The sequence below is a fragment of the Nonomuraea africana genome, assembly GCF_014873535.1.
Taxonomy (GTDB): Bacteria; Actinomycetota; Actinomycetes; order Streptosporangiales; family Streptosporangiaceae; genus Nonomuraea; species Nonomuraea africana.
On sequence record NZ_JADBEF010000001.1, the window covers coordinates 1,540,396 to 1,558,107 of the forward strand.

Genomic DNA, 17,712 nt, shown 5'->3' on the forward strand with positions numbered 1-17,712 from the left:
GTGCCATTCAAGATCGATGGTCTGCCCGAGCGGGTGACGGTCTACGAGGTGGGGCCGCGCGACGGCCTGCAGAACGAGAAGGCGGTCGTCCCCGTCGAGGTGAAGGCCGAGTTCGTCGACAGGCTCGCCGACGCGGGCCACACGGTGATCGAGGCGACCAGCTTCGTGCACCCGAAGTGGGTCCCGCAGCTGGCCGACTCGGGAGAGCTGCTGGCGATGCTCGACCGGCGGCCCGGCATCCGCTACCCGGTGCTGGTGCCCAACGAGCGGGGCCTCGACCGGGCCCTGGAGAGCGGCGTCGACGAGGTCGCGGTCTTCGCCAGCGCCACCGAGACCTTCGCCGCCAAGAACCTCAACAGGAGCCTCGAGACCCAGTTCGACATGTTCGAGCCGGTCATCGCCCGCGCCCTGGCGGCGGGGGTGAAGGTCCGCGCGTACGTCTCGATGGTGTTCGGCGACCCGTGGGAGGGCCCGACCCCGATCGAGCAGGTCGTACGGGTCGGCACCAGGCTGCTCGACCTCGGCTGCCACGAGCTGTCGCTCGGCGACACCATCGGCGTGGGCACCCCCGGCCACGCCACCGCGCTGGTCGAGGCGTTCGGCGACCCGTCCAGGCTCGCCGTCCACTTCCACGACACCTACGGCCAGGCACTGGCCAACACGCTCGCCGCGCTCAGGGCGGGCGTCACCGTCGTCGACGCCTCCACGGGAGGCATCGGCGGCTGCCCCTACGCCGAGTCGGCCACCGGCAACCTCGCCACCGAGGACCTGGTGTGGATGCTGCGAGGGCTCGGCATCGACACCGGACTCGACCTCGGCAAGCTCGTCGCCACCAGCGTCTGGCTCGCCGAACGGCTCGGCCGTCCCAGCCCCTCCCGGGTCGTCCAGGCCCTCTCGAAAAGGTGACAACCATGCTCAACGACGAGTACGAAGAGTTGCGCAAGACCGTCGAGTCCTTCGCCCGCGAGGTGGTGGCGCCCGTCATCGGCGACTACTACGAGCGCGAGGAGTTCCCCTACGACATCGTCCGCCAGATGGGCGCCATGGGACTGTTCGGCCTGCCCATCCCCGAGGAGTACGGCGGCATGGGCGGCGACTACTTCGCCCTCTGCCTCGCCCTCGAGGAGCTGGCGCGGGTCGACTCCAGCGTGTCCATCACGCTGGAGGCGGCGGTGTCCCTGGGCGCGATGCCGATCTACCGCTTCGGGACGGCCGAGCAGAAGGAGCGCTGGCTGCCCGAGCTGACCTCGGGCCGGATGCTCGGCGCCTTCGGCCTCACCGAGCCCGGCGGCGGCAGCGACGTCCCCGGCGGGATGCGCACCACGGCCGTCCTCGACGGCGACGAGTGGGTGCTGAACGGCACCAAGGCGTTCATCACCAACTCGGGCACCTCGCTGACCGGCGTGGTCGCGGTGGCCGCCCTGACGGGTGAGCGCGAGATCTCCACGATCCTGGTGCCCAGCGGCACGCCCGGCTTCACCGTGTCGAAGAAGTACTCCAAGGTCGGATGGAACGCCTCCGACACCCGCGAGCTGTCCTTCACCGACTGCCGGGTGCCGGCGGCGAACCTGCTGGGCGAGCGGGGACGCGGCTACGCGCAGTTCCTGCAGACCCTCGACGAGGGCCGCATCGCGATCGCGGCGCTCAGCGTCGGGCTCGCGCAGGGCTGCGTGGACGAGTCGCTGCGCTACGTCCGCGACAGGCGCGCCTTCGGCCACCCCATCGGCCACTACCAGGCCATCCAGTTCAAGGTCGCCGACATGGAGGTGCGCGCGCACACCGCGCGCCTGGCCTACTACCACGCGGCGTCGCTCATGCTGGCCGGCAGGCCGTTCAAGAAGGAGGCGGCCATCGCCAAGCTGGTCTCCTCCAACGCGGCCATGGACAACGCCCGCGACGCCACCCAGATCTTCGGCGGCTACGGCTTCATGAACGAGTTCCCCGTCGGGCGCTTCTACCGGGACGCCAAGATCCTCGAGATCGGCGAGGGCACCAGCGAGGTCCAGCGCATGCTGATCGCCAGGCAGCTCGGCCTGGCGGATCTGTAGTGATGCTGGAGTCCCGGATTGGACGGACGGTGCGGGAACGATCTATGGTCCACGTCATGACCTCAGACGATCCGCAGATCCGGAGGGCGGACGCGAGCGACGCAGATGAGATCTTCGCGCTGGCGCGGGAGTTCGGGCTGACCTTCAGGCCCGAGCGCGCGGCGTTCGACCTGGCTTTCCCGCAGCTGCTCGAGAACAAGGACGCGCTGATCCTCACCGCGGTGGCCGACGGCCGCGTCCAGGGCTACCTACTGGGCTTCGTCCACCTCACCCTGTTCGCCAACGGACCCGTGGCGTGGGTGGAGGAGGCCATGGTGCAGTCCGGTTTCCGCAGGCAGGGCATCGGCAGGTCGCTGCTCGAGGAGTTCGAGGTCTGGGCGCGCGAACGGCAGGCGGGCTACGTCGCCCTGGCCACGCGGCGCGCCCCCGAGTTCTACCAGGCGCTCGGCTACGAGGAGTCGGCGAACTTCTATCGCAAGGTGCTGCGCTGAGTTCCGTCGGTGCCTGATGGCATCCTGTTGGGCGTGAGTACCAACACGGTGAGCCCCCTGTTCGTCGGCAGGGCCGACGAGCTCGCCCTCCTCGAAGGAGCCCTCGGCCGCGCGCGTGACGGCGCGGCCTCCACCGTCCTGGTCGGCGGCGAGGCGGGCGTGGGGAAGACCAGGCTGATCCGCGAGTTCGCCGAGCGGGCCGAAGGGGCCAGGGTGCTCGTCGGCGGTTGCCTGGAGCTCGGCACCGACGGCCTGCCGTTCGCGCCCTTCACCGCGGTGCTCCGCAGACTCGTGCGCGACCTCGGCCGCGACGCGATCGCCGAGCTGCTGCCCGGCGGCTCCACCCGCGGCCTCGGCCGCCTGCTGCCCGAGTTCGGCGAGCCCGAGGGTGACGGGCCCGAGGCCCGCGCCCGCCTGTTCGAGCAGGTCCTCGGGCTGCTCGAACGGCTGGCCGAGCAGCGCGAGACCGTCCTCATCGTGGAGGACGCCCACTGGGCCGACCGCTCCACCCGCGACCTGCTGTCCTTCCTGGTGCGCTACCAGCGCTCCGACCTGCCGCTGCTCATCGTCGTCACCTACCGGGCCGACGAGCTGCACCGCACCCACCCGCTCCGTCCGTTACTGGCCGAGCTGGGCAGGGTCGACTGGGTCACCCGTCTCGAGCTGCGCAGGCTGAGCCGCCGCGAGGTGGTCGAGCAGGCGACGAGCATCCTCGGCGGGCTGCCCGGCAGGTTCGACGTCGACGACGTCTACTCCCGCAGCGAGGGCAACCCGCTGTTCGTCGAGGCGCTGCTGTCCGGCGACGGGCACGACGCCGTCCCCGAGTCGCTGCGCGACCTGCTGCTGGCCAGCGTCGAGCGGCTGCCCGAGGAGACCCAGGAACTGCTGCGGGTGGCCAGCGCCGGCGGCGCCAGGATCGAGCACGCGCTGCTGACGGCCGTCGCGGGGCTCGATGAAGGGTCGCTGTCCAGGGCGCTGCGCCCCGCCGTGGCCGGAAACGTGCTGGTCGTCGACGGCGAGGGCTACTCCTTCCGCCACGCGCTGATCCGCGAGGCCGTCCACGACGACCTGCTGCCCGGCGAGCGCACCCGCCTGCACACCCGCTTCGCGCGGACACTCGAGGACAACCCGCTGCTGCTGCCCGCCACCAGGGCGGCGATCGAGCTGGCCCACCACTGGCACGCCGCCCACGACGTCAGGCCCGCGCTGGTCAGCGCCTGGCGGGCCGCGGCGGCCGCCAGGCGGGCCACCGCCTTCGACGAGCAGCTCAGGATGCTCAGCAGGGTGCTGGAGCTGTGGGACCAGGTGCCCGACGCCGCCGGGCTCGTCGAGACCGACCACCTCGAGGTGCTGGACACCGTCATCCTCGTGGCGCACCTCGCGGGCGAGTTCGAGCGGGCCATCTCCCTGTCGCGGGCCGCGCTGCGGCTGGTCGACGCCGAACGCGACCCCATCACCACCGCAGGGCTGCTGCGCAGGCGCGGCCTGGCCGCGTACGACCTCGGGCGCGCGGGCTATGTCGACGACCTGCGCACGGCGGCCCGCCTGGTGCCCGCCTCGCCGCCCAGCGCGCTGCGCGCCAAGATCCTGGAGGCCCTGGCGCGCATGCTGAACACGCCCGACGTCTGGGCGGAGAAGGAGGCGCACGCCGAGGAGGCGCTGCGCATCGCCCGCCAGATCGGCGACGCGAAGACCGAGGCGCAGTCGCTCATCACGCTGACCTGGTCGCGCGGTCATCGCGCGGTCGGCGACCAGGACCTCAGCGGCTACGCCGAGGCCAGAACGATCGCCGGTGGGGCGCGGGCCTACACCGCGCTGATGCGGGCGGCCATCTCCGAGTCCGACACGCTAGAGGGCTGGGGCCGCCACGAGGCGGCCACAGAGGTCGCCCGCAGGGGCATCGCCGAGGCCGAGGAGTACGGCGTGTCCCGCACCTCCGGCGCGTTCCTCGCCATCAACCTGGCCGAGCCGCTGGTGTCGCTCGGGCGGTGGGACGAAGCGCTCGAGGTCATCGAGCACGCCCTCGACCTGGCGCCGCCACCTCCCTACCGGGCCAGCCTGATGGGCTTCTCCCTCGACATCCTGCTGGCCCGCGGCGACCTCGAAGGGGCCGAGGCGCTCTTCCACGAGAGCCGCGGCATCCTGGCCCAGGGCACCTACCGCGATCAGACCCTGCTGCCCAACCTGCGCAGGGAGCTGGAGCTGCGGCTGGCCCAGGGAGACGACGCGCGGGCGCTGGAGCTGATCGCCGCGGCCCTGCGCGAACGGAACGGGCACGTCAACCCCCGCCTGGCCAGCCCCCGCTACGGCTGGCCCTTCCTGGTCTCCGCCCTCCACGCCACCACCGTGACCCTCCCCACCCGGACCAGCCCCTCTTCCGTTACGGCCGGCGCGCCCGGCCCCGCGGGCGAGCCCGCGACCCTCGAGGAGGTAGTGCGAGAACTCCGAGACGTCGCCGCCAAGCTCGAGATCAGAGGTGACCTCCAGCGGGCGCAGAGTCTCACCTTCGCCGCGCTGACGGCTCACGACCTGGCCACGTGGGACACCGCGACACAGGCGTGGGAAGAACTCGGCCAGCCGTACGCGCGGGCCCAGGCCCTCCTCGCCGCCGCCGAGGCCGCACTCGCACCGCCGGGCGGCAGGGAGCCGGAGGGCCAGCCGAGCGCCGTCCGCGAGTCGGTGGCACAACGCTTGTCCACGGCCCGCGCCCTGGCCGAGCGGCTCGGGGCCGTCCCCCTCCTGACCGAGATCGACGCACTGGCCCGTCGCGCCCGCATCTCGCTCACCGGGGAGGCGCTCGCCGAGGAGACCAGGCTGGGGCTCACCGCCCGCGAGTTCGAGGTGCTGAAGCTGGTCACCAGGGGGATGAGCAACAGGGAGATCGCAGGGGAGCTGTTCATCTCGGTCAAGACCGTCAGCGTCCACGTCTCGAACATCCTCGGCAAGCTGGGGGCCTCCTCGCGCGGAGAGGCCGCCGCGACCGCCCACCGCCTCCACCTCTTCGCCACCCCCTAACTCGCCAGCGCCTACCTCACCATCCCCTGCTCACCATCCCCGCCCTCTGTCCGCCGCCCCCTGACCGGCCGGGTGCGGCGGTGCTGGTCAGTTCGGCGTCGGCGCGGCACGCTCCCTGACCCGGTTGCCCGCCGGCCCGCGGACTCTCTTCTGTCTGCAGGCCCCTCTGCTCCGCGATCAGGTGGATAACCCGTTGGCCGGGCCGGTCGAGCTATGGCACGGTATGGCGCGTGCTCGACCACCTTCCCCTGCCCCGCACCCTGGACGAGGCGATCGCCGCGGAACAGGCCGGCCAGTCCCTGCGCTACCTGTACTTCTGGGGCCACAGGCCCGCGAGAGACGGCGGCGTCGGCCCCGGATGCCTGTCCCAATGGTGGCCGATCGCCTTCACCGAAGGCGGGCACGTCTTCGCCTCGGCGGAGCACTACATGATGGCGCACAAGGCCTGGCTCTTCGGCGACGACCGGAGCGCCGTCGCGATCCTCGCGGCCCGCCATCCAGGAGAGGCCAAGCGGCTGGGCCGTGCCGTACAGGGCTTCGACGAGGAGATCTGGAACGCCCACCGCTTCGAGGTCGTGGTGCGCGGCTCCATCGCCAAGTTCAGCCAGCATGCCGACCTCAGGCACTTTCTCCTGGCCACCGGACGAAGGGTCCTGGTCGAGGCCAGCCCACTGGACCGGATCTGGGGCATCGGCCTGACCGCGACCGACGAGCGGGCGGCCGCGCCGTCCGCCTGGCAGGGCCTGAACCTCCTCGGCTTCGCCCTGATGGCCGCCCGAGAGTCCCTCGAGACGAGGCCATGAGCCTGGACCTCAGGCCTTGATCACGGACAGCCCAGAGGGACGACATACACGGGGAAAGGCCTGTCCGCAGGTTCCTCATCAGGGGTGGCTTCCACCGGGCGCAGGTCAGCCCAGCTGATCAACCCAGGGTGGGAGTCAGCGGCGATGGCCGCACTGACCGCCGTGGGGTCGGTGTCAGGACGGTACGGGCCGCCGAAGGGCAGCGCGTCAGGAGCGGCCGAGCACATGGACATCCGGAGCTGCCCGGCCTGCTCGTCACACCAGGCGTAGCCGGTCAACAGGGAGCGCGCCGAAGCGAACCGCAGCCGGAGCACCGCCGCCATCTCAGTCAGCGCTGCTCGGACGTCCTCAGTGTCGATGCCGGTGTCATCGGCATGCCCGTCCTCGTCACAGGGGATGGGGATCCAGAAGGTGTTCCGCTCCATCTCTCGCTCCCTGTCTTCAGGGGCGACGAGCAGGTCGACGGCGGCGAATGAGCTGATCTCCGCGAGGAAGCCGGAGACCTCCCGACCCCTCATGTCGCTCCGACGGTGCCGCGCTCACACATAGGGCGATCCCAGCAACTTCTCGGCCCTCCGCGGGGTGAAGTGCGGCGCCTGGTGAGGGCGCCGCAGTGTGGGAGCGTCAGCTGGTGAGTTGGGCGTCGAGGCGGTAGCCGTCGACCGTGACGTACACCTGGTCGCCGGGCCGGGCGTTCAGGCGCATCAGCACGGGCTGCAGCGAGTCGAAGACCGGTTGCTGGTCGCGCCAGACGAGTACCACCGCGTTGTCGCCGGGCCCCGTGACCGACAGCAGGGTGCCTGGACGCATGCCGAGCTGGGCGGCGTACCCCTCGGGAACCGCCACGGGGGCGCCGCGCAGGTGCTCGGGGGTGACGTCGATGCGCTGCCATCGGCGCGGATCGGAGGTGGGGCTCGGTGGCGGGGGCGGCGGGGTGGAGGGCGCGCCCGCCAGCAGCGGAGGTGGCGTGGACGGGCCGCCGAGCAGGGGGGAGCGTCCGCCGGACAGGGCCGACAGCGTCGCCAGCGCCGCGCTGGGATCGATCTGCTGCGGGGGCGCGGGCGGCACGGGCTGCCCGCCTCTGTGGTGGTGGCCGTTGGCCCCGGGCGTACGGCGTGGCAAAGGCTGCTGGACGGCGGGCTGCGCGCTGGCCGCCTCGTGGGGCGCCTCGGCGGGCAGTGCGTCGAGCCAGGCCTTGGCGGAGTGCCGCCTGATGCCGAGCTCGGTGAGCAGTTCCTCGACGTCGGCATCCGGGGGATGGGCCGCGAGCAGGCGCCTGGTGCGCTCCTGCAACCCGGTCAGGTCGCCCACGACGAGCCAGCCGTCCTGCAGGCGGCGGTCGGGCATGAGCGTGACCAGCACCCGCCACAGCGGGCTGCGCAGGGTCGGCACGATGACGGGGTGCGCGGGGTCGGCGCCGATGAGCTGGTCCTCGGTGGCGGCGGTGCCGAGCCACTCGGTGAGGCGGAACATGTGGCCGGTCACGGGCGCGGACTCGGAGGAGCGCAGCCAGTGCAGCACACGTTCCTCGGCGGTGCGCTGAGCCTGGGACAGCACGTCCCTGTCGACCAGGAGCTTGTGGGCGAGGGTGCGCAGGGTGTCGGGCTCGGCGGCGAACAGGCGGTTGACCGCCACGGCCAGCTCCAGCCGGTCGAAGGAGCGGAACAGGCCGTCGACCACGCGCACCATCGGGTAGTCGTCGTCCGGTGTCCCCGCGATGGGAGAGGCGAAGGTGGGCGGCGCGTAGGAGCCCTGTGTCGGCGCGGCGAAAGGCGGGGCCGGAGTCGGCGACTGACCAGGCTGTCCGGGCTGAGCGGCCTGACCTTGGCCGGGCTGACCGGGCTGACCGGGCTGGCCTGAACCGGGCTGACCGGACTGGCCCGGCGCCTGCCTGGCGGCGGCGCCCGCCTGCCCAGGCGCACCTGGCTGTCCCGAGGCCCCGACCTGTCCAGAAGTCCCGACCTGTCCAGAAGTCCCGACCTGTCCAGAAGTCCCGACCTGTCCGGAGGCCGCGGGGTGCCCAAGCGCAGGATGCCCAGGAGCGCCTGCTTGCCCGGGCCCGCCGGTCTGGCCCGGGTGCGTGCCGTTGGAGGCGGGACCGGACGCGGTGCCCGGCTGCCCGGCGCCCCCGGCCTGACCGGGGAAGGAGCCGGTGGAAGGAGCGCCGCCGGGCTGCCCGGGGAAGGGCCCGGTGGACGGCGCGCCGCCTGGCTGGCTGGGGAAGGAGCCGGTGGAAGACGCACCCTGCCCGGGGAAGGGCCCGGTTGGCGGGGCATCGCCGGACTGGCTGGGGAAGGAGCCGCTGGTCGGGGCATCGCCTGGCTGGCTGGGGAAGGAGCCGCTCGCAGGGCCGGCGATGGGCTGGCTCGGAAAGGAGCCGGTGGAGGGTCCGGAGCCAGAGGCGCCAGGCTGGTTCGGGAACGAGCCGGTGGAGGGTTCAGAGCCGGAGGCGCCAGGCTGGTTCGGGAAGGGGCCGGTGGAGGGCGCGCCGCCGGGCTGGCTGGGGAAGGAGCCGGTTGACGGGCGCTGCGGCAGTCGCGTGCCCGCGCCCTGCCCCTGGGACGACGGCCGGCCGTTTCCCGGGGAGGAGGGAGCCGGTGGCCCTGACGAGGCCGAATCCGGGGAGCCCGCCCCGGGCGCCGGCGAGCCGAGCGCAGGTGCGCCCGGATGCGGAGAGGATCCCGAACCGCCCTGCTGCGGCGAGAAGAACCCGCCCGAAGGCGTCCCCTGCGCGGCGCCGCCCCCCGGACGCTGGGGGAGTGCCCCTGCCGGGCGTACGGCTGAAGCGTCCGAGGTCGCCGGGATGCGTCCCAGCACCTCCCTGAACACCGATCCCACCACGACCTCGGTCGAGGCGGAGGAGGCGGGCGAGCCCAGATCCCCCGTGCTGAGCCTGCGGAGCACCCGCCATCCGCCCAGCCCGGTGATCACCGTGCGGGCGGCCTCGGGCCATCCCGGCAGGGCCGGATCCACGTGGTGCACGTGCAGCGCGGGCAGCACGTCGGCCAGCGGCAGGTGGTCCCAGCGGGAGGCCGCGAGCCGCGCGAGCCGCTCGCACATCCACTCGACACCGGTGGTGCCGAGGGCTCGCGACAGCGAGAGCGAACCCCACCAACCGGCGGGGAGTCGAGGGTCGGCCAAGGCTTCGGCGACCTGCTGAGGACGGCTCCAGCGCAGCGCAGGGACCAGGTCGCTCAGGCAGATCGATGACTCGACGTCCATCGGCGGACCGCATCCTCCCCAAAAGTTGTGACGCGTGTGGCTAATGGTGCAGCCTACGCCGCAAGCTATCAATCGGTGTGAATAGGGTAAAGACGATTGGAACCCAAACCGTACCGTGGACGACCCCCGACGATGGCCACGGCGTCCGCTCCCGCGGAGCACCCGGCCTCGAGAGCGGCCAGGTCAGCGGCCCCCTCGAGCATCGCGGTGAGAAAACCCGCGGCGAACGCGTCACCCGCGCCGGTGGAGTCGATCACCTCGCGCTCCCTGCCCTCGGTGGCGGCGGTTACGCGTCCGTCCCTGGCGAGGATCGCGCCCTCGGCGCCGAGCTTCACGACCGCGGTGCCGTACCTGAGGCTGAGGGCGGAGGCGGCGGCCTGCGGAGAGGTGGCGCCGGTCAGCAGGAGCGCCTCGTCCCTGTTCGGGATGATCAGGCCGGCGGGCGCGGTCTCGGCGAGGAAGCGTTCGACGCCGAAGTCGCGCAGGAAGCCGGTCGAGGCGGGGTCCACGCTGATCGTCAGGCCGAGCGCCGAGGCGGCGGCCATGGCCAGCCTGGCCAGCTGGAGCCCTGGCTCGGCGAACAGCGTGTAGCCGGACAGGTGGAGGTGGCGCACGCCGTCCAGCAGGTCGGGAGACCAGTCGTCGGCCGAGATGTGGCCGCCGGCGCCCCGGTTGGTGAGCATGGAGCGCTCCCCGGTGACGTCGACCATCGCGATCACCACCGCGGTGGGGTGGTCGGGGTCGACGCGGGCGTGCGGCCGCACACCCGCCTTGGTCAGCTCGGCGGTGTGCCACTCGCCGGTGTCGAAGCCGACCCTGGTCAGCAGCCGGACGTCGGCGCCCAGGTGGGCGGCCCAGGAGGCGGTGTTCGCCCCCGAGCCGCCCGGACGCAGCACGATGTCGGCCGCGGTGTCGGTGCCGGTGCTCACGGGCGCGCCGTGGAGGGCGACGACGTCCGTGACGACGTCGCCGATCACCAGGAGCCCTGCGCTCATCTCCCGGCCCACGCGACCGCGATGTCGGAGGCGACGCGGACGTTGCCGCGGACGGCGGCCAGGTTGGCCTCGAGGGAGGCCCCGTCGGTGCCGCGCACCAGGTACGACAGCAGGAACGGGGTGATGGCCTGCCCGGTGACGCCCTCGCGCTCGGCGGCGGCCAGCGCCTCGGCCAGCACGCGGTCGTGCAGGGCCGGATCGAGCTGCTCCTCGACGGGCACCGGGTTGGCGATGATCAGCGCGGTCTCGGGGCCGCCGAAGGCGTCCTGACCCCGCATGATGGCCGCGGCCTGCTCGGCCGACTCGATCCGCCAGTCGATCGGCTCGCCCGAGCTGTGCAGGTAGAAGCCGGGGAAGGTGTCGGTGCGCAGCCCCGCGATCGTGACGCCGCGGGTCTCGAGGCGCTGCAGCGTGGCGGGCACGTCGAGGATCGACTTCACGCCCGCGCAGACGACGGTGATGCGGGTGCGGGCCAGCGTGTCGAGGTCGGCGGACTCGTCCTGCTCCTCGGTCCAGCCGCGGTGCACCCCGCCGAGGCCGCCGGTGGCGAAGATCCGGATGCCCGCGCGGGCGGCGAGGAACGAGGTCGCCGAGACGGTGGTGGCGCCGCTGGCCCCGAGGGCGGCGGCGACGGGCAGGTCCCGCTGGCCCAGCTTGCGCAGGCCCGGCTCGGTGGCGATGCGCACGAGCTCGGTCTCGTCGAGGCCGATCCTGGCGACCCCGTCCAGCACGGCGATCGTGGCGGGAACCGCGCCCGCCTTGCGGACGATGTCCTCCAGCTCCCTGGCGACCTCCAGGTTCCTCGGCTGCGGCAGCCCGTGGGAGATGATCGTGGACTCCAGGGCCACGACGGGAGCGCCTGAGGCGAGCGCCTCGGCGACCTCGGCGGAAGGGCGGAGGGCGGGGTCAGTGGTGCTGGGCATGAGGCGGTTCGAGCTCCTTGGACGTGCCGGCGCTGGTCTTTTTGGAACGGGGCAATGGCCGGGGATTGTTCCAAAAGGAGCAGGTTACCCAAGGTCGGCAGGCATCGGCTCCAGGCCGAGGTGAGTGCGGCTTCGCAGGGACGGCCGACCTCATCCCAACGGACCCATTCCGGTGGTTCTTGGTCAGGAGATCGAATAAGCGCGGGTCACGGAAGTCATCTGGGTCATGTCCAGCGAGGTGGTGTATGAGTTGACCTAGCGTCAACCGCCCCGGCCACCATCTCGGCAGCATGCTGCACCGGTAGTACGGGAGATCCCGATCCTTTAGGTCGGGAGGAAGTCAATCAAGGTCAGACCAGGACTGCGACGAGGGCGAGGGAGAACGTCCCGATCAGCGCGGTGGAGAGCGCGCCGAGCAGCAGCGCCCTGCCGCCTCTGAGGAGTTTGCGCACGTCGATGCCGGTGCCGAGGCCGAACAACGCGGCCGCCAGCAGCAGGCCGCTCACCTGGGGCGCCACGTCGGTGACCGCCTGCGGCGCCAGCCCCGTGCTCCGTACGGCCACCATCGCCAGGAACCCGAGCACGAAGAGCGGGACCAGCGGGGTCGAACGCCGGCGGGACAGGCCGGTCCACAGCATGGTCAGCGCGACGACCGGGGCCAGCAGCATCACCCTGGCCAGCTTCACCGTCACCGCAACCGCCAGGACCGCCCCGCCCGTGGCCGCGCCGATGGCCGCCACCTGGGCGACCTCGTGCACCGAGGCGCCCGTCCACACGCCGAGCTGCCGCGCCGACAGGCCCAGCCAGGAGGCGATGAGGGGGAGCAGCACGATCAGCGCCGTGCCGTACAGGACGACCACGCTCAGCGCGCCGGCGACGTCGTCGTCGTCGCTGACGCCGCCCTCGCCGCCCGTGGCCTCGTGCATCCCCGCCACGGCCGCCGCGCCGCAGATGGACACGCCCGTGGCCACCAGCAGCGAGGCGCCGGGGGACAGGCCGAGGCGGCGGCCGAGCAACGGGGTGAGCGTGAAGGTCAGGCCGGTGGCCAGCGCGATGATCACGATGGGCTGCCAGCCGAGCGCCAGCACGTCGGGCACCGCGATCTGCAGGCCGAGCAGGACGATCGCGCTTCGCAGCACCGTGCGGGAGACGAACCTGACCCCGGGCGCGACCGACGGGCCTACGCCTGCGGTGTTGGCCAGGATCGCGCCCAGCGTCACGGCGACGACCGCGGGGCTGAGCGCGGGCACCAGCCTGTTCACCACCAGCGCGACGCCCACCGCGACGGCGGTGAGGACGAGGCCGGGCAGCAGCCTGCCGGTGGCGGGGGGAGCGCTGGCGGTGAGGGTCATGGTTCCAGTGTTCGGCCTGGCGGGGACGGCCAGTAGACCGATCTTGGCGGGGAGGTCATAGCCTGAGGCTATGAGTGAATTGCCCGACCTGGAGTCGCTGCAGCTCCTGGTCGACGTCGGCGAGCTGGGCAGCCTCGGCCAGGCGGCCAGGGCCGCGGGCATCGCGCAGCCCTCGGCGAGCAAGCGCATCGCCCGCCTGGAGCGCCGCCTCGGCGTGCCGCTCCTCGAGCGCACGCCGCGCGGCTCGGCGCTCACCGCCGAGGGCAGGATGGTCGCCGGCTGGGCGGCCCACGTGCTGGCCGCCGCGCGCGAGCTGATGCGCGGGGTCGAGGCCGTACGGCAGGGCGAGGCCGCGCAGCTGCACGTCGCGGCCAGCATGACGGTGGCGGAGTACCTGGTGCCGCGCTGGCTGGGCGAGTTGCAGGCCCGAGAGCCCGACATCCAGGTCGGCCTCGACGTCATGAACTCCACCGACGTCGCGGCCAGGGTGCTCGGCGAGAAGGTCGAGCTGGGGTTCGTGGAGGGGCCGACGGTGCCGGACGGCCTGGCCAGCAGGGTCGTGGCCACCGACAGGCTCGTGGTGGTGGTCGGTCCCGCGCATCCGTGGGCGCGCCGCCGTACGGTGCTGAGGGTGGCGGAGCTGGCGGCCACCCCGCTGGTGGTGCGGGAGCCCGGATCGGGCACCAGGGAGACGCTCGACCTGGCCTTCGCCGGGCAGCACGTGGCCAGCCCCCGCCTGGAGCTGGGGTCGAACGCGGCGGTGAAGGGCGCGGCGCAGGCGGGCGCCGCCCCCGCGGTGCTGAGCGGGCACGCGGTGGAGGCGGAGCTGGCGACCGGACGGCTGGTCGAGGTGCCGCTGGCCGGGCTCAACCTGGTGCGCAGCCTGCGCGCGGTCTGGCGGCGCGGCAGGACGCTGACCGGACCCGCCGCCACCTTGCTGGCGATCGCCTCCCGCCCTTGACGATTCACCAGCCATCCAGGACAAATAGGACGTATGTCGTACGATGTCGTGATCGCAGGCGCGGGACACAACGGCCTGGTCGCAGCCGCCTACCTGGCGCGGGCGGGACGCAGGGTGCTCGTGCTGGAACGGCAGGACCACGTCGGTGGCCTGGCCATCTCCACCAGGGCCTTCCCCGGCGTGGACGCCCGCCTGTCGCGCTACTCCTATCTCGTCAGCCTGCTCCCGACGAAGGTCGTCAAGGACCTGCGGCTCCGTCTCGAGCTGCGCGGCCGGCGCTACGCCTCCTACACCCCCGTCGGGGACGGCGGCCTGCTGGTCGACAACGCCGACGAGGAGCGCACCAGGGCGTCGTTCGCGCGGGTCACCGGCGGCGAGTCCGACTACCGGGCCTGGCGGGAGTTCTACGGCATGACCGCGCGCCTGGCCGAGCGCGTCGCGCCGACGCTGCTCGAACCGCTGCGCCCCGAGTGGGAGCTGCGCGAGCTGGTCGACGACGAGGTAGCGTGGCGCGATCTGTTCGAGCGCCCGATCGGGCAGACGGTCGACGAGAGGTTCGCCGACGACGTCGTGCGCGGGGTGGTGCTGACCGACGCGCTGATCGGCACCTTCGCCGACCCCTCCGCGGACCTGCTGGCCAACAGGTGCTTCCTCTACCACGTGATCGGCGACGGCACCGGCGACTGGAACGTGCCCGTCGGCGGCATGGGCGCGGTCACGCAGGCGCTGGAGTCGGCCGCCAGGGAGGCGGGCGCCGAGATCAGGACGAGCGCCGAGATCGTGGGGATCGACCCCTCGGGTGAGGTGACCTTCCGCGACGCCCAGGGCGAGCACGCGGTGAACGGCGCCCACGTGCTGGTCAACCTGCCGCCGGCGGTGCTGGACCGGCTGATGGGGCGCGCCCCGTCGACCCCCGAGGGGGCGCAGCTCAAGATCAACATGGTGCTGAGCAGGCTGCCCAGGCTGAAGGACGCGAGCGTGGACCCGCGCGAGGCCTTCAGCGGCACCTTCCACATCAACGAGGGACGCGACCAGCTCGCCCGCGCCTACGAGCAGGCGGCCCGCGGCGAGGTGCCCGAGCTGCCGCCGGCCGAGGTCTACTGCCATTCGCTGACCGACCCGTCGATCCTGGGTCCGGGGCTGGAGGCCGAGACCATGACCCTGTTCGGCCTCCACATGCCCGCCCGACTTTTCCCGAAATATCGGGATGAAGCGGTGGCGGCGACGCTGCGGTCGATCAACTCCGTCCTCGCCGAGCCCCTGGAGGACTGCCTGCTGCCCGCCCCGGACGGCACGCCGTGCATCGAGGCCAAGACCCCCGACGACCTGGAGAAGGAGGCCGGTCTGCCCGGCGGGCACATCTTCCACCAGGACCTCAGCTGGCCGTACGGCGAGGCGGGCCGGTGGGGCGTCGAGACCGAGCACCCCCGGATCCTGCTGTGCGGAGCGGGCGCGCGACGCGGGGGAGGCGTCAGCGGCATTCCAGGACACAACGCCGCGATGGCCCTTCTGACCGGACGTTCATGACGTTCTCATGAAGCCGGTCTACCGTTGGTGACCATGAGTGATGGCGCACGGTTGCTGGTGGTCGACGACGAGCCCGCGCTGCGGGAGGCGCTGCAGTCGAGCCTCGAGTTCGAGGGCTACCAGGTCGTCACCGTCCCCGACGGCCAGGCCGCGCTCGAGGAGCTGGCGCGCGAGAGCTACGACGCCGTGCTCCTCGACGTCATGATGCCGCGCCTCGACGGGCTGACCGCCTGCCGCAGGCTGCGCGCGGGCGGCGACCACGTGCCCGTCCTCATGCTCACCGCCCGCGACGCGGTCGGCGACAGGGTCTCGGGCCTCGACGCGGGCGCCGACGACTACCTCGTCAAGCCGTTCGAGCTGGACGAGCTGCTGGCCAGGGTGCGGGCGCTGCTGCGGCGCGGCTCGCTCGGCGGCGGCGGTTCCGAGCGGGCCGCGCTCGCCTTCGGCGACCTGCGCATGGAGCCCGCCACCCGCGAGGTCACCAGGGGCGCGCGGCGGCTCGACCTGACGCGGACCGAGTACCTGCTCCTGGAGCTGCTGCTCGCCCATCCACGCCAGGTGCTGACGCGCGAGCAGATCCTCGAGGAGGTGTGGGGCTTCGACTTCGAGCCCTCCTCCAACTCGCTCGACGTCTACGTGATGTACCTGCGGCGCAAACTGGAGGCCGAGGGCGAGCCCCGGTTGATCCACACGGTTCGCGGGGTGGGATACGTCCTGCGGGCCGCCGCGTGAGACGACGCAGCCTGCGGTCGCGGCTGACGCTGCTGGTCACGGTGGCGGTGGCGGTGGCGATCGCGGCCTCGGCGGGCCTGTGCTGGTTCATCGTCAGCAGGGAGCTCTACCACCAGCTGGACCAGTCCATGGCCGAGCCCGAGAGCCCCGAGAACAAGCGCTGGCTCGTCGAGAACTGCAAGGCGGAGGGGACGAGCGACCCCTTCCAGGGCATCGCCACCGTCCTGTACGCCGACGGCACGACCTGCTCGCTCGGCCCGCCGATCAAGGCGTCCCCCCAGGACCGGCACGCCCTCGACCATCCCGGACGGCCGGAGTTCCGCTTCGGCAGCACGACGGACGGCAAGGCGCTGCGCGTCATGACGACCTTCGAGCGGCCGGGCATGGCGATCCTGGAGGCGCGGCCCATCTACCAGGCGCAGAACACGCTCCGCAATCTCGCCCTCGTGCTGGCCGTGGTGGCGGCGATCGGCGTGCTGGGCGCCGCCTCCGCCGGCCTGCTCGTCTCCCGTACGGCCCTGCGCCCGGTGGGCCGCCTCACCAGGGCCGTCGAGCACATCGCCCAGACCGAGGACCTCAACACCACCATCCCCGTCGAGGGCACCGACGAGATCGCCCGCCTCAGCCGCTCCTTCAACGCCATGACCGCCGCGCTCGCCGGATCCCGTGACCGCCAGCAGCAGCTCGTCGCCGACGCGGGGCACGAGCTGCGCACCCCGCTCACCAGCCTGCGCACCAACATCGACCTGCTGCTGCGCAGCGAGCACACCGGCAGGGCCATCGACCCCAAGGCCAAGGAGCGCCTGCTCGTCAACGTCAAGGCCCAGTTCGAGGAGCTCTCCACGCTCGTCGGCGACCTGCTCCAGCTCTCGCGCGGGGAGAGCGACCACGAGCCGCACGTCGAGCTGGCCTTCCACGACGTCGTCAACGCCGCCGTCGCCCGCGCCCGGCTGCGCGGCGCCGACGTCACCACCGACCTCGACCCCTGGTACGTCGAGGGCAACCCCACCTCGCTGGAACGCGCGGTCGTGAACCTGCTCGACAACGCGGCCAAGTTCAGCCCGGGCGGCAAGGTCGAGGTGGCGCTGCGCGGGGGCGAGCTGACGGTCCGCGACCACGGGCCGGGCATCCACGCCGAGGAACTGCCGCACGTCTTCGAGCGGTTCTGGCGCTCGCCCTCCGCGCGCAGCCTGCCCGGCTCGGGGCTCGGCCTCGCGATCGTGGCGCAGGCCATCCAGGAGGCGGGGGGAGAGGTACGGCTGGACAACGCCGCCGGAGGCGGCGCGGTCGCCTGGGTGCGGCTCCCCGGTTCGTCCGGTGACAGCCGGTCTTCATCATCCGCTTAGTGAGGTCCAAGTCGATGGCCAGCGACCGGCTACGGGAGCTCGTCGCCTTGGGCCGGCTCAGATACGTCATGGCCGAGGACGATCGCAGGGACGACCGGGACGACCGGGACGACCGGGACGACCGGGACGACCGGGACGACCGGGACGACCGGGACGACCGCAGGGACGATCGCAGGGCCGGCGGAGAGGTCACCGCCTGGGTGCGGGCCACCTGCGCGGCGGTGGACGGGCAGGACGGCCTGTACCTCTGCGCCCCCTGACCTCCGCAGACTCGGGCGCCGGACGAATGTCCCGGAT

At 72.6% G+C, this 17,712-nt stretch carries 15 protein-coding genes; 10 read left to right on the plus strand and 5 right to left on the minus strand.

What is annotated here, in order from left to right; genetic code table 11:
- The 5 genes from H4W81_RS07015 to H4W81_RS07035 all read left to right on the plus strand — a co-directional run bounded on the left by H4W81_RS07015 (position 1) and on the right by H4W81_RS07035 (position 6,357).
- Complete coding sequence (locus H4W81_RS07015) at positions 1-906, plus strand: hydroxymethylglutaryl-CoA lyase (protein ID WP_192774029.1); 906 nt, start codon at positions 1-3, stop codon at positions 904-906.
- Between the two features lie 5 nt (positions 907-911).
- Positions 912-2,048, plus strand: coding sequence for an acyl-CoA dehydrogenase family protein (locus H4W81_RS07020; RefSeq protein ID WP_192774030.1), 1,137 nt, complete (start codon positions 912-914; stop codon positions 2,046-2,048).
- A 56-nt stretch (positions 2,049-2,104) separates the two neighbouring features.
- Positions 2,105-2,539 (plus strand): GNAT family N-acetyltransferase, encoded by a 435-nt coding sequence (locus H4W81_RS07025; RefSeq protein WP_192774031.1) that lies wholly within the window; start codon positions 2,105-2,107, stop codon positions 2,537-2,539.
- A 33-nt stretch (positions 2,540-2,572) separates the two neighbouring features.
- Entirely contained in the window at positions 2,573-5,554 is a 2,982-nt protein-coding gene (locus tag H4W81_RS07030; protein ID WP_192774032.1) for a helix-turn-helix transcriptional regulator, read from the plus strand.
- Positions 5,555-5,784: 230 nt separating this feature from the next.
- A complete protein-coding gene (locus tag H4W81_RS07035; RefSeq protein ID WP_192774033.1) occupies positions 5,785-6,357 on the plus strand; it encodes an NADAR family protein in 573 nt (190 codons plus the stop codon).
- A gap of 20 nt (positions 6,358-6,377) precedes the next feature.
- Here the strand turns inward: H4W81_RS07035 and H4W81_RS07040 are convergent, their stop codons facing one another.
- The 5 genes from H4W81_RS07040 to H4W81_RS07060 form a co-directional block, all read right to left on the minus strand.
- Entirely contained in the window at positions 6,378-6,875 is a 498-nt protein-coding gene (locus H4W81_RS07040) for a hypothetical protein (protein WP_192774034.1), read from the minus strand.
- A gap of 106 nt (positions 6,876-6,981) precedes the next feature.
- On the minus strand, positions 6,982-9,579 hold the full coding sequence (locus H4W81_RS07045; RefSeq protein WP_192774035.1) for a hypothetical protein: 2,598 nt from the start codon (positions 9,577-9,579) through the stop codon (positions 6,982-6,984).
- A gap of 68 nt (positions 9,580-9,647) precedes the next feature.
- Entirely contained in the window at positions 9,648-10,574 is a 927-nt protein-coding gene (locus H4W81_RS07050) for a carbohydrate kinase family protein (protein ID WP_192774036.1), read from the minus strand.
- Positions 10,571-11,497: a pseudouridine-5'-phosphate glycosidase gene (locus H4W81_RS07055; protein WP_192774037.1), complete on the minus strand. Its 927-nt coding sequence runs from the start codon at positions 11,495-11,497 to the stop codon at positions 10,571-10,573. The genes H4W81_RS07050 and H4W81_RS07055 overlap by 4 nt, the downstream gene beginning before the upstream one ends.
- A 350-nt stretch (positions 11,498-11,847) precedes the next feature.
- Complete coding sequence (locus H4W81_RS07060) at positions 11,848-12,849, minus strand: YeiH family protein (RefSeq protein ID WP_192774038.1); 1,002 nt, start codon at positions 12,847-12,849, stop codon at positions 11,848-11,850.
- 70 nt (positions 12,850-12,919) lie between these two features.
- On the opposite strand from H4W81_RS07060, the gene H4W81_RS07065 reads away from it, so the two are divergent.
- The 5 genes from H4W81_RS07065 to H4W81_RS07085 are packed head-to-tail and all read left to right on the plus strand — an operon-like array spanning position 12,920 to position 17,675.
- Entirely contained in the window at positions 12,920-13,810 is an 891-nt protein-coding gene (locus H4W81_RS07065; protein ID WP_192774039.1) for a LysR family transcriptional regulator, read from the plus strand.
- 33 nt (positions 13,811-13,843) lie between these two features.
- The gene (locus H4W81_RS07070) at positions 13,844-15,337 is read left to right on the plus strand and encodes a phytoene desaturase family protein (protein ID WP_192774040.1); all 1,494 of its coding nucleotides are present in this window, start codon (positions 13,844-13,846) and stop codon (positions 15,335-15,337) included.
- A 33-nt stretch (positions 15,338-15,370) separates the two neighbouring features.
- Complete coding sequence (locus tag H4W81_RS07075; RefSeq protein WP_192774041.1) at positions 15,371-16,069, plus strand: response regulator transcription factor; 699 nt, start codon at positions 15,371-15,373, stop codon at positions 16,067-16,069.
- Entirely contained in the window at positions 16,066-17,415 is a 1,350-nt protein-coding gene (locus H4W81_RS07080) for a HAMP domain-containing sensor histidine kinase (protein ID WP_192774042.1), read from the plus strand. The genes H4W81_RS07075 and H4W81_RS07080 overlap by 4 nt, the downstream gene beginning before the upstream one ends.
- Positions 17,415-17,675 carry a hypothetical protein gene (locus H4W81_RS07085; RefSeq protein WP_192774043.1) on the plus strand — a complete coding sequence of 87 codons (261 nt, stop codon included), beginning with the start codon at positions 17,415-17,417 and terminating at the stop codon, positions 17,673-17,675. The genes H4W81_RS07080 and H4W81_RS07085 overlap by 1 nt, the downstream gene beginning before the upstream one ends.
- The last annotated feature ends 37 nt before the right edge of the window (positions 17,676-17,712 follow it).